Raw genomic sequence first — 19036 nt, 5'->3', positions numbered from 1 at the left:
ATGGGGTGGGCCCGACTAGCAAGCTTAGGAGCAAAGCATGACCCCCTACTCAAAAGATTTCCCTGTTTCTTGGCATGAACTGCATCGTGATGCCCGCGCGCTGTCGTGGCGCTTGCTCGAACAAGGTCCTTGGAAGGGAATTATTGCGATCACTCGTGGTGGCTTGGTCCCTGCAGCGATTCTATGCCGTGAAATGGATATTCGTTTGATCGATACCATTTGTGTGGTGAGCTATGACTCGAATGAAGAGGGTGGCACGGCCAACGTTCAGGGTGACCTACGCATTTTGAAAGGGGTCGAAGGCGATGGCGACGGCTACATTCTTATTGATGATCTAGTGGACACGGGGAAGACGGCTCGCGAAATTCGTAAGCTTTTACCGAAGGCGCATTTCGCCACCATTTATGCCAAGCCTGCGGGCAAACCGCTGGTGGACACTTTTATTACTGAGGTGAGCCAAGACACTTGGATCCGCTTCCCGTGGGATATGGAATACACCTTCTCTACTCCGCTTGCGGACCGTCAAAAAGGCTAACGAGTGTAAATTGTTTTGAGTTATGAGGGGCGCCTTGTATAAACTTGCGCCCTCGCTCAAGCATTGCAAATTGCTACATAAAAAGATGCGTGACTGTGCGAAAAATAAGCTAACTTATATAGGCTTATTAGGCTATTCCCTAGAGTAGGGAATTTGATCCCATAGACAGTGTAGGAATGATTATGCAGCACACGCTTATTCGCTCCATGTTGCTTTGTTTAGCGCTAACCAGTGCTCCTATTGCTATGGCAGAGGGGACCGTCGCTCGTGCTTTGTTTGCTTCCGAGGTGTTGGATCGTGAGCCCATCGATGAGCTTGGTGACGTGATTAAAGTCGAATATGGTGAAATCCAGCGCGTGTATTTCTTTACTGACCTTCGTGATATGGATGGTAGTCAAATTGCTCATGTTTGGAAGTTAAATGGGCAGGTCGAGGTAGAAATACCGTTTGATATTGGTGGAGACCGTTGGCGAGTTTGGTCGAGTAAACGCTTAATGCCAGGTTTTGATGGCAAGTGGAGCGTGGATGTGGTCAAAAACGGCGAAGTCCTAGAATCGCGCTCGTTTGATTATGTGGATGAATGGTAAGATTAGCGCACGTTTGATTTCGACAGGTTGATTTTTATGCCACATATTCGTGTACGCGGTTTGCCGTTAGAAGATTTAGAGTCCGTTTCTGATACCTTGGTGGAAACCCTTGCGGAGTTAACCGACACTCCCAATTCTCACTTTACACTTGAGTACCAATCGTCCATTTATTTGGTGGTGGGCGGCGCCTCGCCTGCTTACCCATTTATTGAGATTCTATGGTTTGATCGTGGCGCAGAGGTGAAGGCCAAAGTGGCTCAGGCGATTGATGATTTAATTCGACCGTTAATCGATGCTGGGCAAGATATCACCACCCTGTTCCGTGACCTGAAAGGCGCTGATTACTTTGAAAACGGTGAGCATTTCTAAAGCTATAAGGCGTTATTGTAACGTTGAAAAAACCGTATCCTAGTTCACTGGGATACGGTTTTTTTGTAACAGAGTGTTAGCAACTAGATTTGTTGAAAGTCATATAGGCTGCCTAACTGCAAAATCTGCGTCAGCTCATCGAGGGCTTGGCGAGACTCCTGCAGTAGATTTGGATCCGCTAAATCCGCTTCCACCAGACGATCGCGGTAATGCTTTTCCACCCATTGATTGAGGGTGTCAAACAGCTGCTCGTTCATCAGGGTTGCAGGATTGACCGCCGCCAGTTCTGAGGGTGTGAGAGCCACTCGTAAGCGTAGGCAGGCGGGACCACCACCATTACTCATACTTTGTTTTAAGTCGAACACTTGCACATCTTGGATCGGCGTATTCTGCGCCAATAGCTCTTGCAAATAGCTCCAAACGCGCTCATTTTGCTGTACTTCCCCCGGTACAATCAGGGTCATGTCACCGTTTGCTCGGCTCAAAAGTTGGCTGTTAAACAAATAAGATTGTACGCAATCGCTCACGGATACCACGGCATCAGGTACTTCGACGAAATGAAGCGGAGTGTCTCGTTCGCCCCAGCTTCTCAACAGATCGGCTCTCATCTGCGCCGTATCAAGAAATGCCTTCTCATGGTAGAAGTGTACATTGCCGTTACCGACGGCGATGACATCATTGTGGAACACCCCGGCATCAATGGCCTCTGGGTTTTGCTGCACAAATACTGCGTGCTCGGGTGAGAGGTCATGTTTGCGAGCAACCGCTTGCGAGGCTTCTAAGGTGTGACGCGCAGGGTAGCGCTGCGGGCGCGGCAGTGAGGTATTAAACGCTGACATGCCGTAGACAAACAGCTCTACCCCTTGGCTACCGTAGTCACTACAAAAGCGCGTATGGTTGGCAGCCCCTTCATCGCCAAAATGATCTACGCTCGGAAGTGCTGCATGATGGGCGAAGCGCTCTGGATCTGGGAAAGTCGCCTGTAAAATACGCCCTGTGACTGGGTGCTCTATCGAACGGTGAAATTTGTTCACTAGGTTGGCAGGTGTGAAGTGCACACGGCCATCTAGGGTGTCAGCACTGGGCGACACCGTGGCGGCGTTAGCAGTCCACATGCAAGACGCCGAGCTGACCGCCGCCAGCACTTTAGGCGCTTGCTTGAGCGCTTGTGCGAGCACCTGTTGGTCCGAGCCAGTAAAGCCCAATGCGCGCAGGGTAGGGAGGTGCGGGCGCTCATGTGGGGCGAGCACGCCTTGCACAAAGCCTAAGTCTGCCAAGGCCTTCATTTTGACTAGGCCTTGTTTGGCAGCGGCTTTGGGATTAGATGGGTTCGCGGAGTTATTTTCCGAGGCGACATTACCAAACGATAAACCACTGTAGTTGTGGGTTGGGCCAACTAGGCCATCAAAGTTTGCTTCGATTGCAGAGTGCATGGTGGATCCTTTCATTACAGTGTTAGGCCGTTGGGCAATGTGTCAGGGACCTTAAGCGCGTCAACCTCGATACTGGTGACAGGGTAAGCACAGTAATCAGCAGCGTAGTAGGCGCTGGCTCTATGGTTGCCACTGTCACCTGTACCGCCAAATGGGGCGGCGCTAGAGGCGCCTGTGGTTTGGCGGTTCCAGTTGATGATGCCGGCACGAGAGTGCTGCAAGAGCCATTCATATTCACTGCGATCATCTGACAAAATCCCTGCTGAAAGGCCAAAGCGAGTATTGTTGGCAATCGCCATGGCCTGTTCTAGATGGTCGTAACGAATCACGGTTAACAAAGGACCAAAATACTCTTGATCTGGCAATTTCTTTAACATGTCGGTGGCATCGATGATGGCGGGAGTGACAAAGCCTGTCTCGGCCTCACCACGGGTCATGGGAATAATCGGCTGAGCACCAAGGATGACCAATTTGAGGTAATTCTTTAACAAGCCTTCGGCGGCCGCGGCGGAGACCACAGGACCCATAAAGGGTTGCGGATCAGCATCATAGCGATCCACTTTTAAGGCTTTGGTGGCGTCCACTAACGCGCTGAGGATGGCATCACCATGAGCGCCTTTTGGTAACAGCAGGCGACGGGCACAAGTACAACGTTGGCCGGCGGATAAGAAAGCCGATTGAATGATTTCATAGACTACCGCACGGATGTCCTGTGTTTTCTCAGTGACCAGCAGTGGGTTATTGCCGCCCATTTCCAAGGCGAGAATTTTGCCTGGGTGGCCTGAAAATTGTTGGTGCAATACATGCCCAACTTCAGGGCTGCCGGTAAAGAATAAACCATCAATGCCAGCGTGGTTGGACAGGGCAATGCCTGTGTCTCGCTCCCCTTGTACGAGGTTCAAGACGCCTGTAGGTAAACCCGCTTGCAGCCAAAGTTGGATCACAAAATCGGACACGGCAGGCGTGAGTTCACTGGGTTTGAAGACAATGGTATTACCGGCGATCAACGCTGGCACGATATGGCCATTAGGCAAGTGCGCTGGGAAATTGTAAGGGCCAAATACGGCGACCACACCATGGGGACGGTGACGTAAGACTGCGGTAGCGCCAGGCATGTCACTGGATTTAGTCCCAGTACGTTCATGGTAAGCCTGTTTTGAAATGCCCACTTTAGCAATCATGGCGGCGACTTCGGTGCGTGTCTCCCAGAGTGGTTTGCCGGTCTCACGGCTGATCAAGGTGGCGATGGCCTCGCTATTTTCTTTGACCAACTCGGCAAAGCGGTCGATGATGGCCAAGCGTTCTTCTAGGGGGCGATTGGCCCATTTAGGAAACGCACTTCGAGCGCTGGTCACGGCGCTGTTGACCTGTTCTTCTGAAGCGCTGCGGCCTTGCCATACGAGAGAGCCGTCTGCTGGGTCAATTGATTGAAAGCTTGCCCCTTCGCCATCGAGCCATTCATGGTTGATTAATAGTTGTTGTTTCATCGCTTGCTCCTTACCTTAGTGGCGAGTGTGTGGCAGCAGTTCGACAATACGAACTGGCTCTTTGTGATGCACTAGCAGGGCATCGGCTTCTTCTTGGCTTAATACCAAACCGCTGCCAGGTGGCGAAGAACGCTGGATCAAAATACAACGGAAGTCCTCAAGTTTGGCGTTGGAGACCAGGTAGTGCAGTCCATCCCCCAGGTTTTTCGGTTGGCCAATCGTCGCCAGTACCAGACGGCTATCACGCACCGCACGAATGTCTTCAACACGCGCTTCAAGGGTTGGGCCGCCGTCAAAAATGTCGACGTAATTCTCATAACGGAAGCCTTCTTGCTCTAGCAAACGGCGCGCAGGTTCTGTTTTTGGGTGCACCTTACCCAATACATCGCGCGCGTCTGGTGGCAGTAGGTTCACGTACACTGGGTTGTTTGGCATTAGCTCAGCGATAAACTGTTTGTTGCCTTGGGCGGTCAATTCATCGGCACGTTCAAAGTCGATGGAGAAGAACTGGCGGCCGAGACTTTCCCACAGTGGCGAAATCCCTTGCTCATCACAGAAGCCGCGCATTTCGGCAAAGATCTTTTCATCGAAGCGTTCAGGGAATTGCGCCAAAAACATAAAGCGGCATTTCGATAACAGTTGACCGTTGCGCGAGTGGCGATAGTCTTCTTGTAAGAACAAGGTGCAGACTTCACTGAGTCCGGTGAAATCGTTGTTGAGGATCAGGGTTGGGTGAATATTGTGAATGCCCAGCTCCCGTGACGAATGGGTGATCGTCCCTAGGTGATAGCTGTAGAAGGGTTCATCTAAGCCGACAGCGGCGAGCAGGCCTGAGGTGCCAACAATGGTGCCCGTTGCGGTATCTTCTAGGACAAATAAGTAGGACTCGTCTCCTGGAGCGGGGATGGTTTCTTTTTGAAAAGAGCGCTCAGACAAGGCGATTTTGCGTGTCAGAATGTCCTCGTCGGCGACTAGGGAAGTAAAACCGACGCCCGTTAGTGCTGCGAGACGATAAAGCTCTTTTAAGTCATCTTGGCGAATAGAACGTATGACCATCATAGCAGTGTTCCTCTTAATACTTCGTACAGGGGCGCGGGAAAGAACGCCTTGTTCATTACAGTTTAGACCATTGAATGAGGCTACCTGAGTGAATACTCATGGTGTCCTGAATCTCGTTATCCATGACCAATCCAGCCACCTGTGGTTCGGCCTCGGCGCAGGTCACGCGAAAATCATGTAAGTGTCCGGCAGCGATTAAATAGTGCTCGTTATGATCGAAATTGGGATCGAATAAGGCTTTGCCTTGGCGCTGTTGGGTCACGGTTTTGAGATCTTGTACGCGCGCTTCAATCGTTGGGCCGGCATCAAAAATATCGACGTAATCGCGAAACACGAAACCTTCGTCGAGCAATATATTGGCAACTTTTTCGGAGTCAGGGTGGAACACGCCAATCACGTCTTGCGCGTCTTCTGGTAGGGTCGGCACATAAATGGGGTAGCGCGGCATCAGTTCAGCGATAAAGTGTTTATTACTGATCCCTGATAGGTAATCGGCTTTCTTAAAATCCATACTGAAGAAATGTCGCCCCAGCGCTTCCCAAAAAGGCGAGTAGCCTTTGTGATCGCTTTCGCCACGAATCTCGGCAAAGATCTTCGACGTAAAGCGGTCTGGGTGTCGAGCAATAAACAGTAGGCGTGCGCGTGATAATATGGCCAAGGCTTCTGCGTTTTGATGCTCTTGATCGAGTACCAATGAACTCAGTCGAGTCGTACCACTGTAGTCATGACAGAGAAAAAGCGCCGGCACGCGGTTGTGTATTTGCAGCTGAGGAGAAGCATGCACTACGTCATCGATACGATAGCTGTAAAAGGGCGCATCCACACCGACCATCGCGTCGATGGAACAGGTGCCAACGATGGTTTGGCTGGTTTGCTCGACCATGACGAACAGGTAGGACTCATTACCAGGTTGCACCACATCGCTGAGCAGGGATTGACGCGACGCGGCAATCTTGTCATTCAGGCGCTCGCGATTTGCTGGGAAGTTCGTGATACCGATGCCTGCTTGACGCGCTAGGCGTTCCAAAGCGGGTAAATCAGGAAAATCAGCGGGTCTGACTAAATACACTAGACGCTCCTTTGGCATAAGCGGACAATAGAATTATTATCGTCAATGGTGCGCAGTAGAGACAGAGGTCAAGTTTCGTAATTGCGACCTAGCGTTCAATAACTGGGACATTTCAAGTCGAATTTAGGTAAATGATGAAAAAAGCAACGATCAAACCTGGTGTATACCGTCACTACAAAGGGGCTGAATACTGGGTCGAGCGCGTCGTACGACACAGTGAAACCGATGAAGAAATGGTGATGTATCAAGCCCTGTACGGGGATTACGGTTGGTGGGTACGACCAAAAACCATGTTTCTAGAAAGCGTTGAGATTGAAGGCGAAACGATTCCACGCTTTGACTGGATTCGAGCGCAGATTGAGAACTAATTGAGTGCTTAAGAAAAAGGGCGGTGGCAGCTACCTGCCATCGCCCTTTCGTGTTTCTAGCGTTACTCGTTGTGTACCCAAGGTGACGATTGCATAAAGGTGGCAATTTGCTCACGGAACCAACGATGCGCGGGATCTTTGTCATAGCGTTCGTGCCAACAGATTTGCACTGGGTGTCGGCCATGGTAAGGATCGGCCTCAACGGCATCGGCAGGCAGTGGTAAGACCTTGATCGAGGTGTAGTTGTCGCGACACGAGATGTTTTGGAACAGGTCACCTAGCTGTGCTGAGCCAATCAGGGCCATACCTCGTTTGACTGCTTCCGCGGTGACCGCGATGCTGTCGGTTTCGATCTTTGGCTCGATGACATAGCCCAATTGCTCTAGCTTCTCGATGGTGACACTGGTGGTGGCACTCTGGAAGTTACGAATGTTGAACACCACAATTTTGTGTTCCAGCAGCTCTTTTAAAGTCACTTCGTCTTTGTAGTAGAGTGGGTGAGCTTCACTAAGGATAACGCAACCATCCATGCTGCCTACCATCTTGCTACGGATGTTATTCGGGGTCGATTCGGCGTTAATAATGCCGAGGTCAACACCATTTACCAAGTCATCGTAACCATCGTCACTCCAGTTACTGCTGGTGAGACGAATGTTTGGCGCTTGGTAATGAAGCATGGCCAGTAGGGGTTCAATAAACGTCAGTAACAACTCTTCATCAGCTTTGATGCTGAAGCGACGCTTCAGGGTGCCTTGATCAAAATGACTTGGCTGCAGCAGGTTCGACATAGAGCCCAAGATTGGCGTGATTTGCTCATGCAATTCATAGGCACGAGAGGTCGGGCTTAAGCCATAGGCTTGGCGAGTAAACAGCGGATCTTTGAATAATTCCCTTAAACGCTGTAACGACTTACTGAGAGCGGGTTGGGTCACACCAAGTCGTTCGGCCGCGCGTGACACGCTGCACTCTTCCAGTATGACTTCAAATGACACCAAGAGTTTGATATCGAGTTTTAGTAAATCATCAATCTGCATAAATTCAATCCATATCGCCTCGCCCTCAGGAGAGCGAGGCATTTGTGCGCGATTTTAGCGGTCAAAATCGCTCTTTTTACGATACTTCACGCGATGCAAAATGGCGTAAAACACCGGTACTGCGATCAGGGTTAGAATCGTCGCAAAGCCTAAGCCAAACGCGATGACCACCGCCATACCTTCAAAAAATGCATCATAAAGCAGTGGTACCATCCCAAGGATAGTAGTGATCGCTGCCATACAAACAGGACGAACACGACTGACTGCTGATTTGAAGATCGCCTCGTAGGTTTCCGTTCCTTGTGCGAGTTCGAAATTGATTTGGTCTGCCAGCACTATACCGTTTTTAACGATCATGCCAGAGAGACTTAAAAAGCCTAACAATGCCATGAAGCTAAAGGCGGCATCCATGATCAAGAGTCCAGAGGACACACCGATAAGGGCCAGCGGCACGCAGAACCAAATCACTAATGGTACGCGCACGGAGTTAAACAATAATATAGTAATAATAAACATGAACAGATAGCCCATGGGAAGTGACGTAAAGATGTTTGCTTGCGCATCCGTACTACTTTCATATTCTCCCCCCCATTCCATGCTATATCCGGGCGATAAAGGAAGGGCTTCCACTTTTGCTCGGATACGGCTGAACACTGCCATGGCGGTTTCGTCCCCGAGAATCAAGGGGTCCGCTTTGACCGTGATGGTCCGCTTACGGTCGCGGCGCTCAATAATGGGGTCTTCCCAAACGGTTTCAAATCCGTCCACTAGGTTCGACACTGAGACATACGCGCCACTCGCTGGGCTGTAAATCTGCAGATCGCGCACCTGATCAATCGACACGCGCTCATTTTCGGGCACTGTCTGAATGATAGGTAATAGATCGGTTCCGTCACGATAAGTTCCGATTTCAGAGCCAGTAAAGTTGGTCAACAGCACTTCATCGAGATCGCTTTTATTGATTCCCAAACGACGCGCCTGAGCATCATTAAAGATCGGACGCAGTACTTTGACCGGTTGGCGCCAGTCGTCCTTAATGTTTTCTAAGCCGCCATCGGCACGATAAATGTCCTGTACTTTGGCACTCAGCTGACGCAACACCTGCGGATCAGGGCCACTAAAACGGGCTTCAATCTTCGCTCCGGTGGCAGGACCTAACTGCAAACGCTGTAGTTTGAACTCAACCTCAGGGTATTTGTTCGACATTAACTGATAGATTTCTTCCATCAGCGCTGGAATGTCGTCCCCTGACTTGGTTCGTACAATAAACTGGGCGTAGCTGCTGTCCGTTTGTGTGGCTTCATAGGTCAGCATAAAGCGCAGCGCACCTTGTCCTGTGGTACTGGTGATAAACTCAATACGTTCGTCACCCAGCAGGTCGGCTTCGATTTCATTAACCTTAGCGTAGGTGCTATTGATGTGTGTGCCTTCCGGTAGATTGATGTCGAGGTAGAACATCGGCGTGGTGGAAGGCGGGAAAAACGCTTGTTTAACAAACTGGAACGCCCAACCAGACACCAGTAGGGCGCCGACTAAACCCAGCACCGTGAGCCAGCGAAAATGCATGGCTTTGTCTAGCAGCCACTTGTAGCCCACAAATAGGAAACCTTGGTAAGGGTCCTGCTCTTCTTCGGCATTCATGGCCTCCTTGTTTTCTTTGAAGAACAAATCACAGAAGAAAGGCGTCAAGGTAATCGCAGTGACCCAGCTGAGCATCAGTGAGATCAGCAGTACGTAGAACAGGGAGCCGACAAATTCACCCACTGAGTCCGGAGAGAGGCCAATGGGCGCGAACGCCGTGACCGCGATAACAGTGGCACCCAACAGCGGCCATTTGGTTTGTTTGACCACCCCTGATGCGGCGGCAAATTTGCTTTGGCCCTTGTGTAAGCCAATCAAGATGCCTTCCGTGACCACGATGGCGTTGTCCACCAGCATCCCGAGGGCAATGATCAAGCCGCCTAAGGAAATACGCTGTAGGTTGATGTTGAAGTAATCCATGACAATAAAGGTGCCAAGGATGGTCAACAGCAAGATTAGGCCAATCAAGATGCCTGAGCGCACGCCCATAAACACCAGTAGTACTAGAATAACGATGCCCACGGCTGCCGCGAGGTTGGATAAGAAATCGGTCACGGATTTTTCTACTTCTTTTGATTGGAAGTAGACGGTATCCATGCTGATGCCAATCGGCTGCTGGTATTCCAGTTCGTACAAACGCTGCTCAATGTGTTTTCCGACATCGACTACATTGACGTTATTGCTAAAGGAAATGCCCAATAACAGAGAGCTGGCACCATTAAAATTGACCATATGGGTCTGTGGGTCTTGGTACTCACGCTTGATGCTCGCCACATCGCTTAAGCGAATCAGGTTACCATCCCCTGGTGTACCGACCGTGAGATTCTCCAGCTCGGAAATATCGTTAAATTCTCCGGTCGGGCTGATACGAATGTAATCTGATCCCACTTGTACCTTGCCGGCATTGGAGACGATATTCTGGTTCGCCAACAGGTTTTGCAACTGACTGGGAGAGACGCCCATGGTGGCAAGCTTAGAGCGAGAAATCTCAATCGTGACTTGTTCTGACTGCTCGGCGGCCACTTCTACCTTGGCGACGCCATCAACCAGTACCAACTCACGTTTAACGTAATCCACGTAGTTTTCTAGGTCTTTATAGGGATAGCCCTCTCCGTGGACGGCCAGCATCACGCCATAGACATCGCCAAAATCGTCCACCACAATGGGGTTGGCCACGCCGACAGGGAATTGGCCCTGCATATCACGGATCTTCTTACGTACCTCGTCCCATATTTGCTTTAACTCTTGGGCGCGGTAAGTGTCTTTGATGGTGATCTGAACCTTGGAATAGCCTTCCTTAGAAGTCGATTTGATCTCATCGACATAGGGCAAATTCTGTAGTTCTAGCTCAATCGGGTAGGTGACTTCCTCTTCCACTTGCTCGGGACTGGCGCCTGCATAATGGGTGATCACAAGGGCGTCTTTGATGGTAAATTCAGGGTCTTCCAATTGACCCAAATTGGTAAAGGCGAGGGCACCACCAATGAGGAGAATCAAGGTCACCAGCCAACTGGAGACTTTGCGCTCGATAAAATAGCCAGCAATATTCAACTTAGATACCTCGCTCACGTGTCCAAGGGCGCACTTTAAGGTCTGGAGTTAAATCGTGTACTCCTGCCGCGACCACTTGCTCGCCAGGGGCTAAGCCAGTCAAGATTTCAATGCTGTTTTGGGTCATGTCGCCAAGCGTCACTTCTCGTGGCGTTACGCTCCCTTGTTCCGGGTTAAACACCCACACCACACTTTGGCTATCCCCAGTGCTGGTCTGGCGACGCATCACCGCTTCGATAGGGACGGTGATATGCGTCGGTTTGCCGCTGATTTGGCTAATGTCTAAGTCGACGGTGGCGGTCATGCCTGGCAGTAAATTGATGGGCGTATCTTCGGTATTCAATAACGAGAGGGTGGCGTCGTAGGATTTGGTGGTCACATCTGGGCTGGTACGGTGCTCTTTATAAGCCGCTTCAAACACTTGTGACGGTACGGCATCGATGCTTACCTGCGGATGGTATTGCAAGGCGACTTTCTGAATGTTGGCCACTAGACGCTCAGGGATCTGAAACTCCACATCCATTTGCTCTATGTTTTGAATGTGCAGGATCGTTTGTGTGGCGCCCACATATTCGTAGTTGTCGATGCTCAATGAGGCAATCACACCATCGTAAGGGGCGCGTAACTCACTGTAACCTAATTGGTTTTTGGCTGTTTCAAGGGCATTCTCAGTTTGATCGAGGGTGGCTTTGGCTTCGTCGAATTGGGCTTGCGTGGTGGCATTTTTGGCGAGCATGGTTTTGATGCGATCAAATTGCGCTTTAGCCAACTTGTAATTGGCTTCAGACAGTTCTACTTGTAAAGCGTAGTCGGTTGGATCAAGGGAGGCGAGTAGCTGGCCACGCTCTACCCGTTGCCCTTCTTTGACATTTAATTGCGTCACTTGACCGCCCACACGGAAGGCTAAATCGGCCTCATCACTGGCTTTCAGCTCTGCTGGAAAATGGCGAATACTGACGATGTCTGTGGCATCAATGGTGTACAGCTTCACAGGGCGAATGACCGCTTCTGTTGTTTCAATCTGTTCGTCTGTTGAACAGCCTAGTAGAACGCCTGTTGTGGTCAGAGCAAGCAGCAGCGGCGTTAAGCCTTTAAATGGACGTACCATGAACCCTCCATGAGAGATGGTTAAATTTTAATAGGAATAACTCGATTTTATATCCATATGGTCAAGTTATAAATTTACTGAGCGCTATGCTAGATAGTCCTTATGGTTATACTTGTTTCTAAGTGATAGTTAATGTGATTATAAGTGTCCACTCGCTCGGATAACTTGTCAGCTTGTGTGGTCTGTGTACCAAATGGCAGGGGTAGGGCTTTGTTAAGGTAAACTTTACGCAATGACGAGAAACCTTAGCAGTTTCTTGACGGCTGGAACGCTGACGTTTTGCATAGAATTAGCGGACTTCTCTTGCGCTTAGGTAAAGAATTTCGTAAAGCTTTACAGGTAGCGTGTTATTGATACGTAGCGAAAGCAAAGTGGTGATCCGAGTAAGGAGTGATCGGCCAATGCAGGTCCAAAGTGTTCGTGTTTTATGTGCAATGTCCCTCGCGTTACTGATGTTGACTGGGTGTTCCAGTAATACAGCACAACAAAGCCTTCAGCCAACGCCGCAACAGGGCGAAGAAGTGTTCATTTATGTGGAAGACGATGTTGCCTACTTATCAGGCTTACTTAATAGTCGCTTACCGCAGCAACTCAAGCGTGCCTTGAGTGAACATCCTAATGTCACCGACCTGGTGTTGGTGGATGTATCGGGCTCCAGTGATCAACTGGCGACCATGGAAGCCGCTCGTATGATTCGTCACTTGGGTCTGAATACGCACATTGCCCAGACTGGCTATGTTTTGTCTGGTGGCGTAGATTTATTCCTTGGCGGCGTGGAGCGAACCATTGGCGCAGGGGCCGGTGTGGGCGTGCATTCTTGGCGTGATACGCAAAACTGGGGCGATGCCATTAATCTGGCCGACCCTGTGCATGCCAGTTATGTAAACTTCTACTTAGAAATGGGCGTGCCGGAGCGTTTTTATTGGTTCACTTTAGACGCAGCCCCCGCTGAACGCATTTATTTCTTGTCCCCAGAAGAGATTTACGATTATCGTTTAGTGACCGATTCATAATGTAAATGAGGAGCCTGGCATGGAGCAGATTGAACTCTTTCAAATCGAAAGTCCGTGTCGTGGCATTTGTGAGTCCAGTAGCAAGGGCTACTGCAAAGGCTGCTTACGTAGCCGTGAAGAGCGCTTTCATTGGCATGAAATGAACGATGCCCAGAAGCGTCAAGTGATTCAACTGTGTCGCAGTCGCTGGCAACGTATCTTAAAGGCCAAGCAAGAACGCCTTCAAGCCGAGTCGAATAAAGGTTTGCCTTATGGGATGGAAGGCGAAGATGTGCAAGATCTCTTCGCCACCCCAATGTCCGAAAACGATTAGCGTGTTAGGTTAGCCAAAGATGGCTTCCAGCGCTTCAGATAAACGCTCAACGCCCACCACCGTCATGCCTTCGATGGGCTTCTTCGGGCAATTGCCTTTGGGGACTACGGCCCGCTTAAAGCCATGCTTGGCGGCTTCACTGATACGCTCTTGGCCGGACGGCACAGGGCGAATTTCGCCAGACAGGCCCACTTCCCCTAACACCACCAGATCGTGTGGCAGCACTTGATCACGGAAGCTTGAGACCACGGCAGCAATGGCCGCTAAATCGGCGGAAGTTTCTAATACTTTGACGCCGCCGACCACGTTCAGATACACGTCTTGATCGGCGGTCATCAAGCCGCCGTGTTTGTGTAGCACGGCTAACAGCATCGACAGACGATTGTGATCAAAGCCGACTGTGACGCGGCGCGGATTGCCTAGCGCTGAGTCATCGACAAGCGCTTGCAGTTCCACCAACAGCGGACGAGTGCCTTCCCACACCACCATGACCAAACTCCCTGCGGCGGGATGGTTGGAGCGGTTTAGGAAAATTGAGCTAGGGTTTTTCACCTCTTTCAGGCCATTTTCCAGCATGGCAAATACACCTAGTTCATTAATGGCACCAAAACGGTTCTTCATACCGCGCAGGGTACGAAAACGCGAATCCTCCGCGCCTTCTAATAGCACCGAACAATCAACCATGTGTTCCAACACCTTTGGACCCGCCAAGGTACCGTCTTTGGTGACATGGCCGACTAACAGGACGGTGGTTTGCGTTTGCTTAGCAAAGCGCGTTAATACCGCAGCGCTTTCACGCACTTGTGAGACACTGCCGGGCGCTGATTCAATGCCATCTAGGTGCATTACCTGAATGGAGTCGATTACCATGACTCTAGGTTTCTCTTGTTCTGCTACCGCGAGAATGCCTTCAACGCTGGTTTCGGAGAGCATTTTTAAATTCTTGGTCGGTAGTCCAAGACGGTGAGCACGCATGGCGACTTGTTGTAAGGATTCCTCACCGGTGACATACAAGGCGCTTTGTTGCTGTGCCAACCAACACATGGTTTGCAGTAGTAAGGTACTTTTACCGGCACCAGGATGGCCGCCAATGAGTACGACACCGCCGGGGACTAAGCCACCGCCTAATACACGGTCAAATTCGCTGGCGCCTGAGCTAAAGCGTGGCATATCCCCTAGGTCGACTTCCGACAAATCCTGAATGCCGGTATTGGCCCCCGCGTAACCTTTACGTCCCGCCTCTTGGGTCGCCGCGACACGAGCGGACGTTTTAGCAGAGCTGACCTTAAATTCTTGTAAGCTGTTCCATGCACCACAGGCCTGACATTGGCCTTGCCATTTTGCGTAGTCTGCGCCGCATTCGTTGCAGACAAAGGCGGATTTTGCTTTTGCCATGACTGATTGGTTCCTAATCTTCACTACAGTAGATGCGTATAAACAAAACAGCCGCTAGGGTTAGCGGCTGTTATAAGGTGTGCCTGATACCGATATGGTATCAAAGAGTTCGCTTATTTGCTTTTCCAGTTGATGCCATACAAGTCTAAGCGACGGTCTTTCAGGTTATTCACCGAACCTTCACTGCGCACCAGCTTCAGCTTATCCAAGTCTAAATCTGAGAACATCAACATCTCAGTGTTAGGCGTGGTTTCGGCCATGGTGGCATCGTGTGGGAAGGCAAAGTCAGACGGCGAGAAGACCGCGGCTTGCGAGTACTGTACGTCCAAGTTTTCAACTTGAGGCAAGTTACCACAGCTACCACAGATGACTACGTAACACTCGTTCTCGATGGCACGAGCTTGGGCACAGCGGCGCACACGCAGATAGCCGTTTTTAGTATCGGTCCAGAACGGCACGAACAGAACGTCCATATCTTGCGATGCTAGGTGACGGCCTAACTCTGGGAATTCCACATCGTAACAAATCAAGATACCGACACGGCCGGCATCGGTGTCCCAAACGCGCACTTCATCACCGCCCTCGATGACCCAGTCACGGCGTTCGTGGGGCGTAATGTGGATCTTACGCTGTTCTTCAATGGTACCGTCACGGCGACACAGGTAGCTGGCATTGTACATCACATCGTCTTCGATCAATGGCATGGAGCCGGTGATGATGTTGATGTTGTAGCTCACCGCAAACTGTGACATCTCACTGACAAAGCGGTCAGTGAACGAGGCTAAGAAACGAATCGCTTCGGTTTGGTTGGTTTGATCCGGTGCCAAGCCCATCAGCGGTGCGTTAAAGAACTCTGGGAAGAGGGCAAAGTCACTCTTGTAGCTCGACAAGGCATCAATGAAGTATTCAACTTGTTTCAGTAGCTCTTCAACACTGTCTACTTCACGCATTTGCCATTGTACGGCACCAATGCGCACCTGGGTTTTACGGTATTCCAGTACTGTGTCTTTTTCTGGTTCGTAAAAGATGTTTTTCCATTCCAACAGGGTCGCGTAGCCACGTGACTTCTCGTCTTCCGGCAGGTACTTAGTCAAAAGACGGGTAACTTGGAAATCGTTTGACAGCTGGAAGGTCAGAATTGGGTCGTAGATTTTACGTTTGTCGACCGCATCTAGGTATTCCGCAGGCGTCATTTCATCCGCGTGCTGGTAGTAGTTCGGGATACGGCCACCGGCGAGGATGGCGATCAAGTTCTCTTGGCGACACAGTTCTTTACGCGCTTCGTAAAGACGGCGGCCAAGACGGTAACCACGATAATCTGGGTCAATCAAAACGTCTAAACCATACAGCGCATCCCCTTCAGAATCGTGGTGGATGCGTTCACGCTGATCGACTAAATCGTCATAGGTGTGCGGGTTGCTGAAGCGGTGATAATTCACTTTAACAGACAGGGCCATACCGACGATCTTGTCGTGGTCGACTAAACAGATTTGGCCATCAGGTAGGTCTTTGATCAGCTTACGAATAGTGTGCTTTGGCCACGAACCACCGATGTCATGGTAGACGCGGTCCATTAATTCTTTAACTTGTGAGTAGTCATCCAAGGTTAAGTTGCGGATCTTTAAATGTAGATCTTCCAACATACAGTCTCCATAAAGGTGCTATCGATGCTACGACTATAACTTACTTTGCTAGCGATAATGCAAGTATTGTGGACTCTAAACATGAAAAACCCTCGCAGTGCGAGGGCTTTCCAAGGAGAGACAAATAATCGTTAGGGATTATTTTTTGAACTCAGGGTAGGCTTCCATACCACATTCAGAGATATCGACACCCTCGTACTCTTCTTCTTCAGAAACGCGTACACCCATGATGGCTTTGATCACTAACCAAACCACTAGGCTAGCTGCGAATACCCATACGAAGATGGTAAGAGCACCAGCGATTTGACCACCGAAGGTTGCACCGTCGTTGGTTAGTGGCACCGCTAGAAGCCCCCAAAGACCTACCACACCGTGCACCGAGATGGCACCCACTGGATCGTCAATTTTCAGCTTATCAAGCGCTAGGATAGAAACCACTACGATCAGACCACCGGCAACACCGATTAGCGTTGCGCCTAGAGCTGAAGGCGTAGAAGGCTCGGCTGTGATCGCTACCAGACCTGCTAGGGCACCGTTTAGTAGCATGGTTAGATCCGCTTTACCGAATAGGATACGAGCTAGAACCAATGCACCGATCGCACCACCTGCTGCGGCCGCGTTGGTGTTTAGGAACACCATAGCAACGGAGTTAGCGTTAGCGATGTCGCCAAGTTTTAGGACAGAACCACCGTTAAAGCCGAACCAACCCATCCAAAGGATGAAGGTACCTAGTGTTGCTAGCGGTAGGTTAGCACCTGGGATCGCACGAACTTCACCGTTAGGACCGTATTTGCCTTTACGCGCACCAAGGATTAGCACACCGGCAAGGGCTGCTGCAGCACCGGCCATGTGTACGATGCCTGAGCCTGCGAAGTCAGAGAAGCCCATGTCGCCTAGGTTGTACATGCCAAATACGTCGGCACCGCCCCAAGTCCAAGAACCTTCAAGTGGGTAGATAACCCCTGTCATCACTACCGCAAAGGCTAGGAATGACCACAGTTTCATACGCTCAGCGACCGCACCCGAAACGATAGACATTGCCGTTGCAACGAATACCACTTGGAAGAAGAAGTCAGAAGCGCCAGAGTAGATAGAACCACCTTCGAAGCCACCTTCACGGCCAGCGAAGTCAGTTAGAGTAGAAGTGACGTCTACGTCTTGGATACCAGATAGGAACCAAGTGCCGCCGTACATGATGGCGTAACCGCACACCAAGTACATGATACAAGAGATCGCGAAGAGCGCGACGTTCTTAGTAAGGATTTCTGTGGTGTTTTTAGCACGTACTAGACCTGCTTCCAACATCGCAAAGCCCGCAGCCATCCACATAACCAGTGCGCCACACACCAAGAAATAGAAGGTGTCCATGGCATATTGTAAGTGAAAAATTTGATCTTGCATGTTTCGCCCCCCTAAAGGCTTGTAAGATTGAAGCAGTGATTAAACTGCGTCTTCCCCAGTCTCGCCGGTACGAATACGAACCGCTTGCTCAAGATTAACGATAAAGATCTTACCGTCGCCGATTTTGCCAGTGTTGGCGGCGTTAGAAATGGCTTCCACCACTTGGTCGGCCATGTCGTCTGCAATGGCTAGCTCAATTTTTACTTTTGGTAGGAAATCCACAACATACTCTGCACCGCGGTACAGTTCAGTGTGGCCTTTTTGACGCCCGAAACCTTTAACTTCTGTGACGGTGATACCTTGTACACCGATTTCAGAAAGTGCTTCGCGAACATCATCCAGTTTGAATGGCTTGATGATGGCAGTGATAAGCTTCATACCCACAGTCTCCTTAGATTTAAGTCTGTCTTGTGTCGTATCGCAGGTAACTGGGTATATTCAATATGTGTGCCAGCTTTAAAATATTTGCCTTAAAACCGTGCAAAGCCTTATCAGATAAGACTTGTAAAGAAATTGCGCTAAGAGATGCGTATTTGCGTCTGAGCTAGGAATGCAAACAAAGTGGTGCGAGTGCACTTTTTTGGTGCTAGATGCTCGTGGTAGGTAATGTTAAGGACAGTTGCAGAACTATTTGGTTGTTTTTCTTAGTTTTGCAGCATATTTGTCTGACCTAATGGGGGGCGCAATCGGAATCTCAGCGAGCTTTAACTGGTCATAGTGCTTTAGGGTTGCACAGTTACGACGCATGCTAGGCTTATAGAGGGGCGGAAATGTGTACAGACAGAACCACTGTGGACATTTTATAATGGAACAAACTCTGCAAACGAATGAGGCAGCAATGATTGATCAATTTATTAAGCAACTGGGCACAGGCTTGGAACAGGCGGCGACAACGTTAGGTAAGCTTCCTGCAGAAGAAATCCAAGCTCAGCTACAACTGGTGGCAAAGGATACGCTCACAAAGATGGACTTAGTGACCCGCGAAGAATTTGAAGTGCAGGCAGCCATGCTGCAAAAGTACCGTGAGAAGCTGGCACAATTGGAAGCACGTCTAGCGGAACTTGAGCAAACCGAGCAGAAGTAACCTGAT

At 50.1% G+C, this 19036-nt stretch carries 18 protein-coding genes; 7 read left to right on the top strand and 11 right to left on the bottom strand.

Features of this window, described 5'->3' with window-relative positions:
* The first annotated feature begins 37 nt into the window (after positions 1-37).
* The 3 genes from gpt to MAQ5080_RS01650 all read left to right on the top strand — a co-directional run bounded on the left by gpt (position 38) and on the right by MAQ5080_RS01650 (position 1491).
* Positions 38-535: a xanthine phosphoribosyltransferase gene (gpt, locus tag MAQ5080_RS01660; RefSeq protein WP_067204602.1), complete on the top strand. Its 498-nt coding sequence runs from the start codon at positions 38-40 to the stop codon at positions 533-535.
* Between the two features lie 182 nt (positions 536-717).
* Positions 718-1122 (top strand): DUF2914 domain-containing protein, encoded by a 405-nt coding sequence (locus MAQ5080_RS01655; protein WP_067204598.1) that lies wholly within the window; start codon positions 718-720, stop codon positions 1120-1122.
* Positions 1123-1158: 36 nt separating this feature from the next.
* A complete protein-coding gene (locus tag MAQ5080_RS01650) occupies positions 1159-1491 on the top strand; it encodes a DUF1904 family protein (RefSeq protein WP_067204595.1) in 333 nt (110 codons plus the stop codon).
* 83 nt (positions 1492-1574) lie between these two features.
* On the opposite strand, the gene astB is transcribed toward MAQ5080_RS01650, so the two are convergent.
* From astB to MAQ5080_RS01630, 4 genes are read right to left on the bottom strand one after another with little or no spacing between them, the layout of a single operon-like run.
* Positions 1575-2924 (bottom strand): N-succinylarginine dihydrolase, encoded by a 1350-nt coding sequence (gene astB / locus MAQ5080_RS01645; RefSeq protein WP_067204591.1) that lies wholly within the window; start codon positions 2922-2924, stop codon positions 1575-1577.
* A gap of 14 nt (positions 2925-2938) precedes the next feature.
* On the bottom strand, positions 2939-4411 hold the full coding sequence (astD, locus tag MAQ5080_RS01640) for a succinylglutamate-semialdehyde dehydrogenase (RefSeq protein WP_067204587.1): 1473 nt from the start codon (positions 4409-4411) through the stop codon (positions 2939-2941).
* Positions 4412-4426: 15 nt separating this feature from the next.
* A complete protein-coding gene (gene astA, locus MAQ5080_RS01635) occupies positions 4427-5470 on the bottom strand; it encodes an arginine N-succinyltransferase (RefSeq protein WP_067204582.1) in 1044 nt (347 codons plus the stop codon).
* Positions 5471-5525: 55 nt separating this feature from the next.
* On the bottom strand, positions 5526-6539 hold the full coding sequence (locus MAQ5080_RS01630) for an arginine N-succinyltransferase (protein WP_067204579.1): 1014 nt from the start codon (positions 6537-6539) through the stop codon (positions 5526-5528).
* 131 nt (positions 6540-6670) lie between these two features.
* On the opposite strand from MAQ5080_RS01630, the gene MAQ5080_RS01625 reads away from it, so the two are divergent.
* Entirely contained in the window at positions 6671-6907 is a 237-nt protein-coding gene (locus tag MAQ5080_RS01625; RefSeq protein ID WP_231870749.1) for a DUF1653 domain-containing protein, read from the top strand.
* A gap of 62 nt (positions 6908-6969) precedes the next feature.
* Here the strand turns inward: MAQ5080_RS01625 and MAQ5080_RS01620 are convergent, their stop codons facing one another.
* From MAQ5080_RS01620 to MAQ5080_RS01610, 3 genes are read right to left on the bottom strand one after another with little or no spacing between them, the layout of a single operon-like run.
* Positions 6970-7941, bottom strand: coding sequence for a LysR family transcriptional regulator (locus MAQ5080_RS01620; RefSeq protein ID WP_067204883.1), 972 nt, complete (start codon positions 7939-7941; stop codon positions 6970-6972).
* Between the two features lie 54 nt (positions 7942-7995).
* Complete coding sequence (locus MAQ5080_RS01615; protein ID WP_067204573.1) at positions 7996-11073, bottom strand: efflux RND transporter permease subunit; 3078 nt, start codon at positions 11071-11073, stop codon at positions 7996-7998.
* Between the two features lies 1 nt (position 11074).
* Positions 11075-12181 carry an efflux RND transporter periplasmic adaptor subunit gene (locus MAQ5080_RS01610; protein ID WP_067204570.1) on the bottom strand — a complete coding sequence of 369 codons (1107 nt, stop codon included), beginning with the start codon at positions 12179-12181 and terminating at the stop codon, positions 11075-11077.
* 401 nt (positions 12182-12582) lie between these two features.
* Here MAQ5080_RS01610 and MAQ5080_RS01605 point away from each other — a divergent pair, with 401 nt between their 5' ends.
* Together MAQ5080_RS01605 and MAQ5080_RS01600 are read left to right on the top strand one after the other, a co-directional pair.
* Positions 12583-13194, top strand: a complete 612-nt coding sequence (locus MAQ5080_RS01605) for a COG3904 family protein (protein WP_067204567.1) — start codon at positions 12583-12585, stop codon at positions 13192-13194.
* 19 nt (positions 13195-13213) lie between these two features.
* Positions 13214-13507, top strand: a complete 294-nt coding sequence (locus MAQ5080_RS01600; protein ID WP_067204563.1) for a DUF1289 domain-containing protein — start codon at positions 13214-13216, stop codon at positions 13505-13507.
* Between the two features lie 9 nt (positions 13508-13516).
* On the opposite strand, the gene radA is transcribed toward MAQ5080_RS01600, so the two are convergent.
* From radA to glnK, 4 genes are all read right to left on the bottom strand, one after another.
* Positions 13517-14902: a DNA repair protein RadA gene (gene radA, locus MAQ5080_RS01595; protein ID WP_067204560.1), complete on the bottom strand. Its 1386-nt coding sequence runs from the start codon at positions 14900-14902 to the stop codon at positions 13517-13519.
* 113 nt (positions 14903-15015) lie between these two features.
* A complete protein-coding gene (locus MAQ5080_RS01590) occupies positions 15016-16545 on the bottom strand; it encodes a carbon-nitrogen hydrolase family protein (RefSeq protein WP_067204557.1) in 1530 nt (509 codons plus the stop codon).
* A 138-nt stretch (positions 16546-16683) separates the two neighbouring features.
* A complete protein-coding gene (locus MAQ5080_RS01585; protein ID WP_067204554.1) occupies positions 16684-17946 on the bottom strand; it encodes an ammonium transporter in 1263 nt (420 codons plus the stop codon).
* Between the two features lie 39 nt (positions 17947-17985).
* The gene (gene glnK, locus MAQ5080_RS01580; protein ID WP_067204550.1) at positions 17986-18324 is read right to left on the bottom strand and encodes a P-II family nitrogen regulator; all 339 of its coding nucleotides are present in this window, start codon (positions 18322-18324) and stop codon (positions 17986-17988) included.
* A 460-nt stretch (positions 18325-18784) separates the two neighbouring features.
* Between glnK and MAQ5080_RS01575 the strand changes: the two genes are divergently transcribed.
* Positions 18785-19030 carry an accessory factor UbiK family protein gene (locus MAQ5080_RS01575; RefSeq protein WP_067204547.1) on the top strand — a complete coding sequence of 82 codons (246 nt, stop codon included), beginning with the start codon at positions 18785-18787 and terminating at the stop codon, positions 19028-19030.
* Positions 19031-19036 lie beyond the last annotated feature (6 nt).

It is taken from the genome of Marinomonas aquimarina, from assembly GCF_900089755.1.
GTDB classification, from domain to species: domain Bacteria; phylum Pseudomonadota; class Gammaproteobacteria; order Pseudomonadales; family Marinomonadaceae; genus Marinomonas; species Marinomonas aquimarina.
The sequence above is the reverse complement of the archived record's forward strand: the minus strand, read 5'-3'. Positions and strand labels throughout refer to the sequence as shown.

Coding starts and splice junctions, on each gene's coding strand:
- MAQ5080_RS01575 (WP_067204547.1), top strand. CDS start 18,785: ATGATTGATCAATTTATTAAGCAACTGGGCACAGGCTTGGAACAGGCG.
- MAQ5080_RS01620 (WP_067204883.1), bottom strand. CDS start 7,941: ATGCAGATTGATGATTTACTAAAACTCGATATCAAACTCTTGGTGTCA.
- MAQ5080_RS01625 (WP_231870749.1), top strand. CDS start 6,671: ATGATGAAAAAAGCAACGATCAAACCTGGTGTATACCGTCACTACAAA.
- gpt (WP_067204602.1), top strand. CDS start 38: ATGACCCCCTACTCAAAAGATTTCCCTGTTTCTTGGCATGAACTGCAT.
- MAQ5080_RS01650 (WP_067204595.1), top strand. CDS start 1,159: ATGCCACATATTCGTGTACGCGGTTTGCCGTTAGAAGATTTAGAGTCC.
- MAQ5080_RS01585 (WP_067204554.1), bottom strand. CDS start 17,946: ATGCAAGATCAAATTTTTCACTTACAATATGCCATGGACACCTTCTAT.
- astD (WP_067204587.1), bottom strand. CDS start 4,411: ATGAAACAACAACTATTAATCAACCATGAATGGCTCGATGGCGAAGGG.
- MAQ5080_RS01590 (WP_067204557.1), bottom strand. CDS start 16,545: ATGTTGGAAGATCTACATTTAAAGATCCGCAACTTAACCTTGGATGAC.
- astA (WP_067204582.1), bottom strand. CDS start 5,470: ATGATGGTCATACGTTCTATTCGCCAAGATGACTTAAAAGAGCTTTAT.
- MAQ5080_RS01655 (WP_067204598.1), top strand. CDS start 718: ATGCAGCACACGCTTATTCGCTCCATGTTGCTTTGTTTAGCGCTAACC.
- radA (WP_067204560.1), bottom strand. CDS start 14,902: ATGGCAAAAGCAAAATCCGCCTTTGTCTGCAACGAATGCGGCGCAGAC.
- MAQ5080_RS01605 (WP_067204567.1), top strand. CDS start 12,583: ATGCAGGTCCAAAGTGTTCGTGTTTTATGTGCAATGTCCCTCGCGTTA.
- MAQ5080_RS01600 (WP_067204563.1), top strand. CDS start 13,214: ATGGAGCAGATTGAACTCTTTCAAATCGAAAGTCCGTGTCGTGGCATT.
- glnK (WP_067204550.1), bottom strand. CDS start 18,324: ATGAAGCTTATCACTGCCATCATCAAGCCATTCAAACTGGATGATGTT.
- astB (WP_067204591.1), bottom strand. CDS start 2,924: ATGCACTCTGCAATCGAAGCAAACTTTGATGGCCTAGTTGGCCCAACC.
- MAQ5080_RS01610 (WP_067204570.1), bottom strand. CDS start 12,181: ATGGTACGTCCATTTAAAGGCTTAACGCCGCTGCTGCTTGCTCTGACC.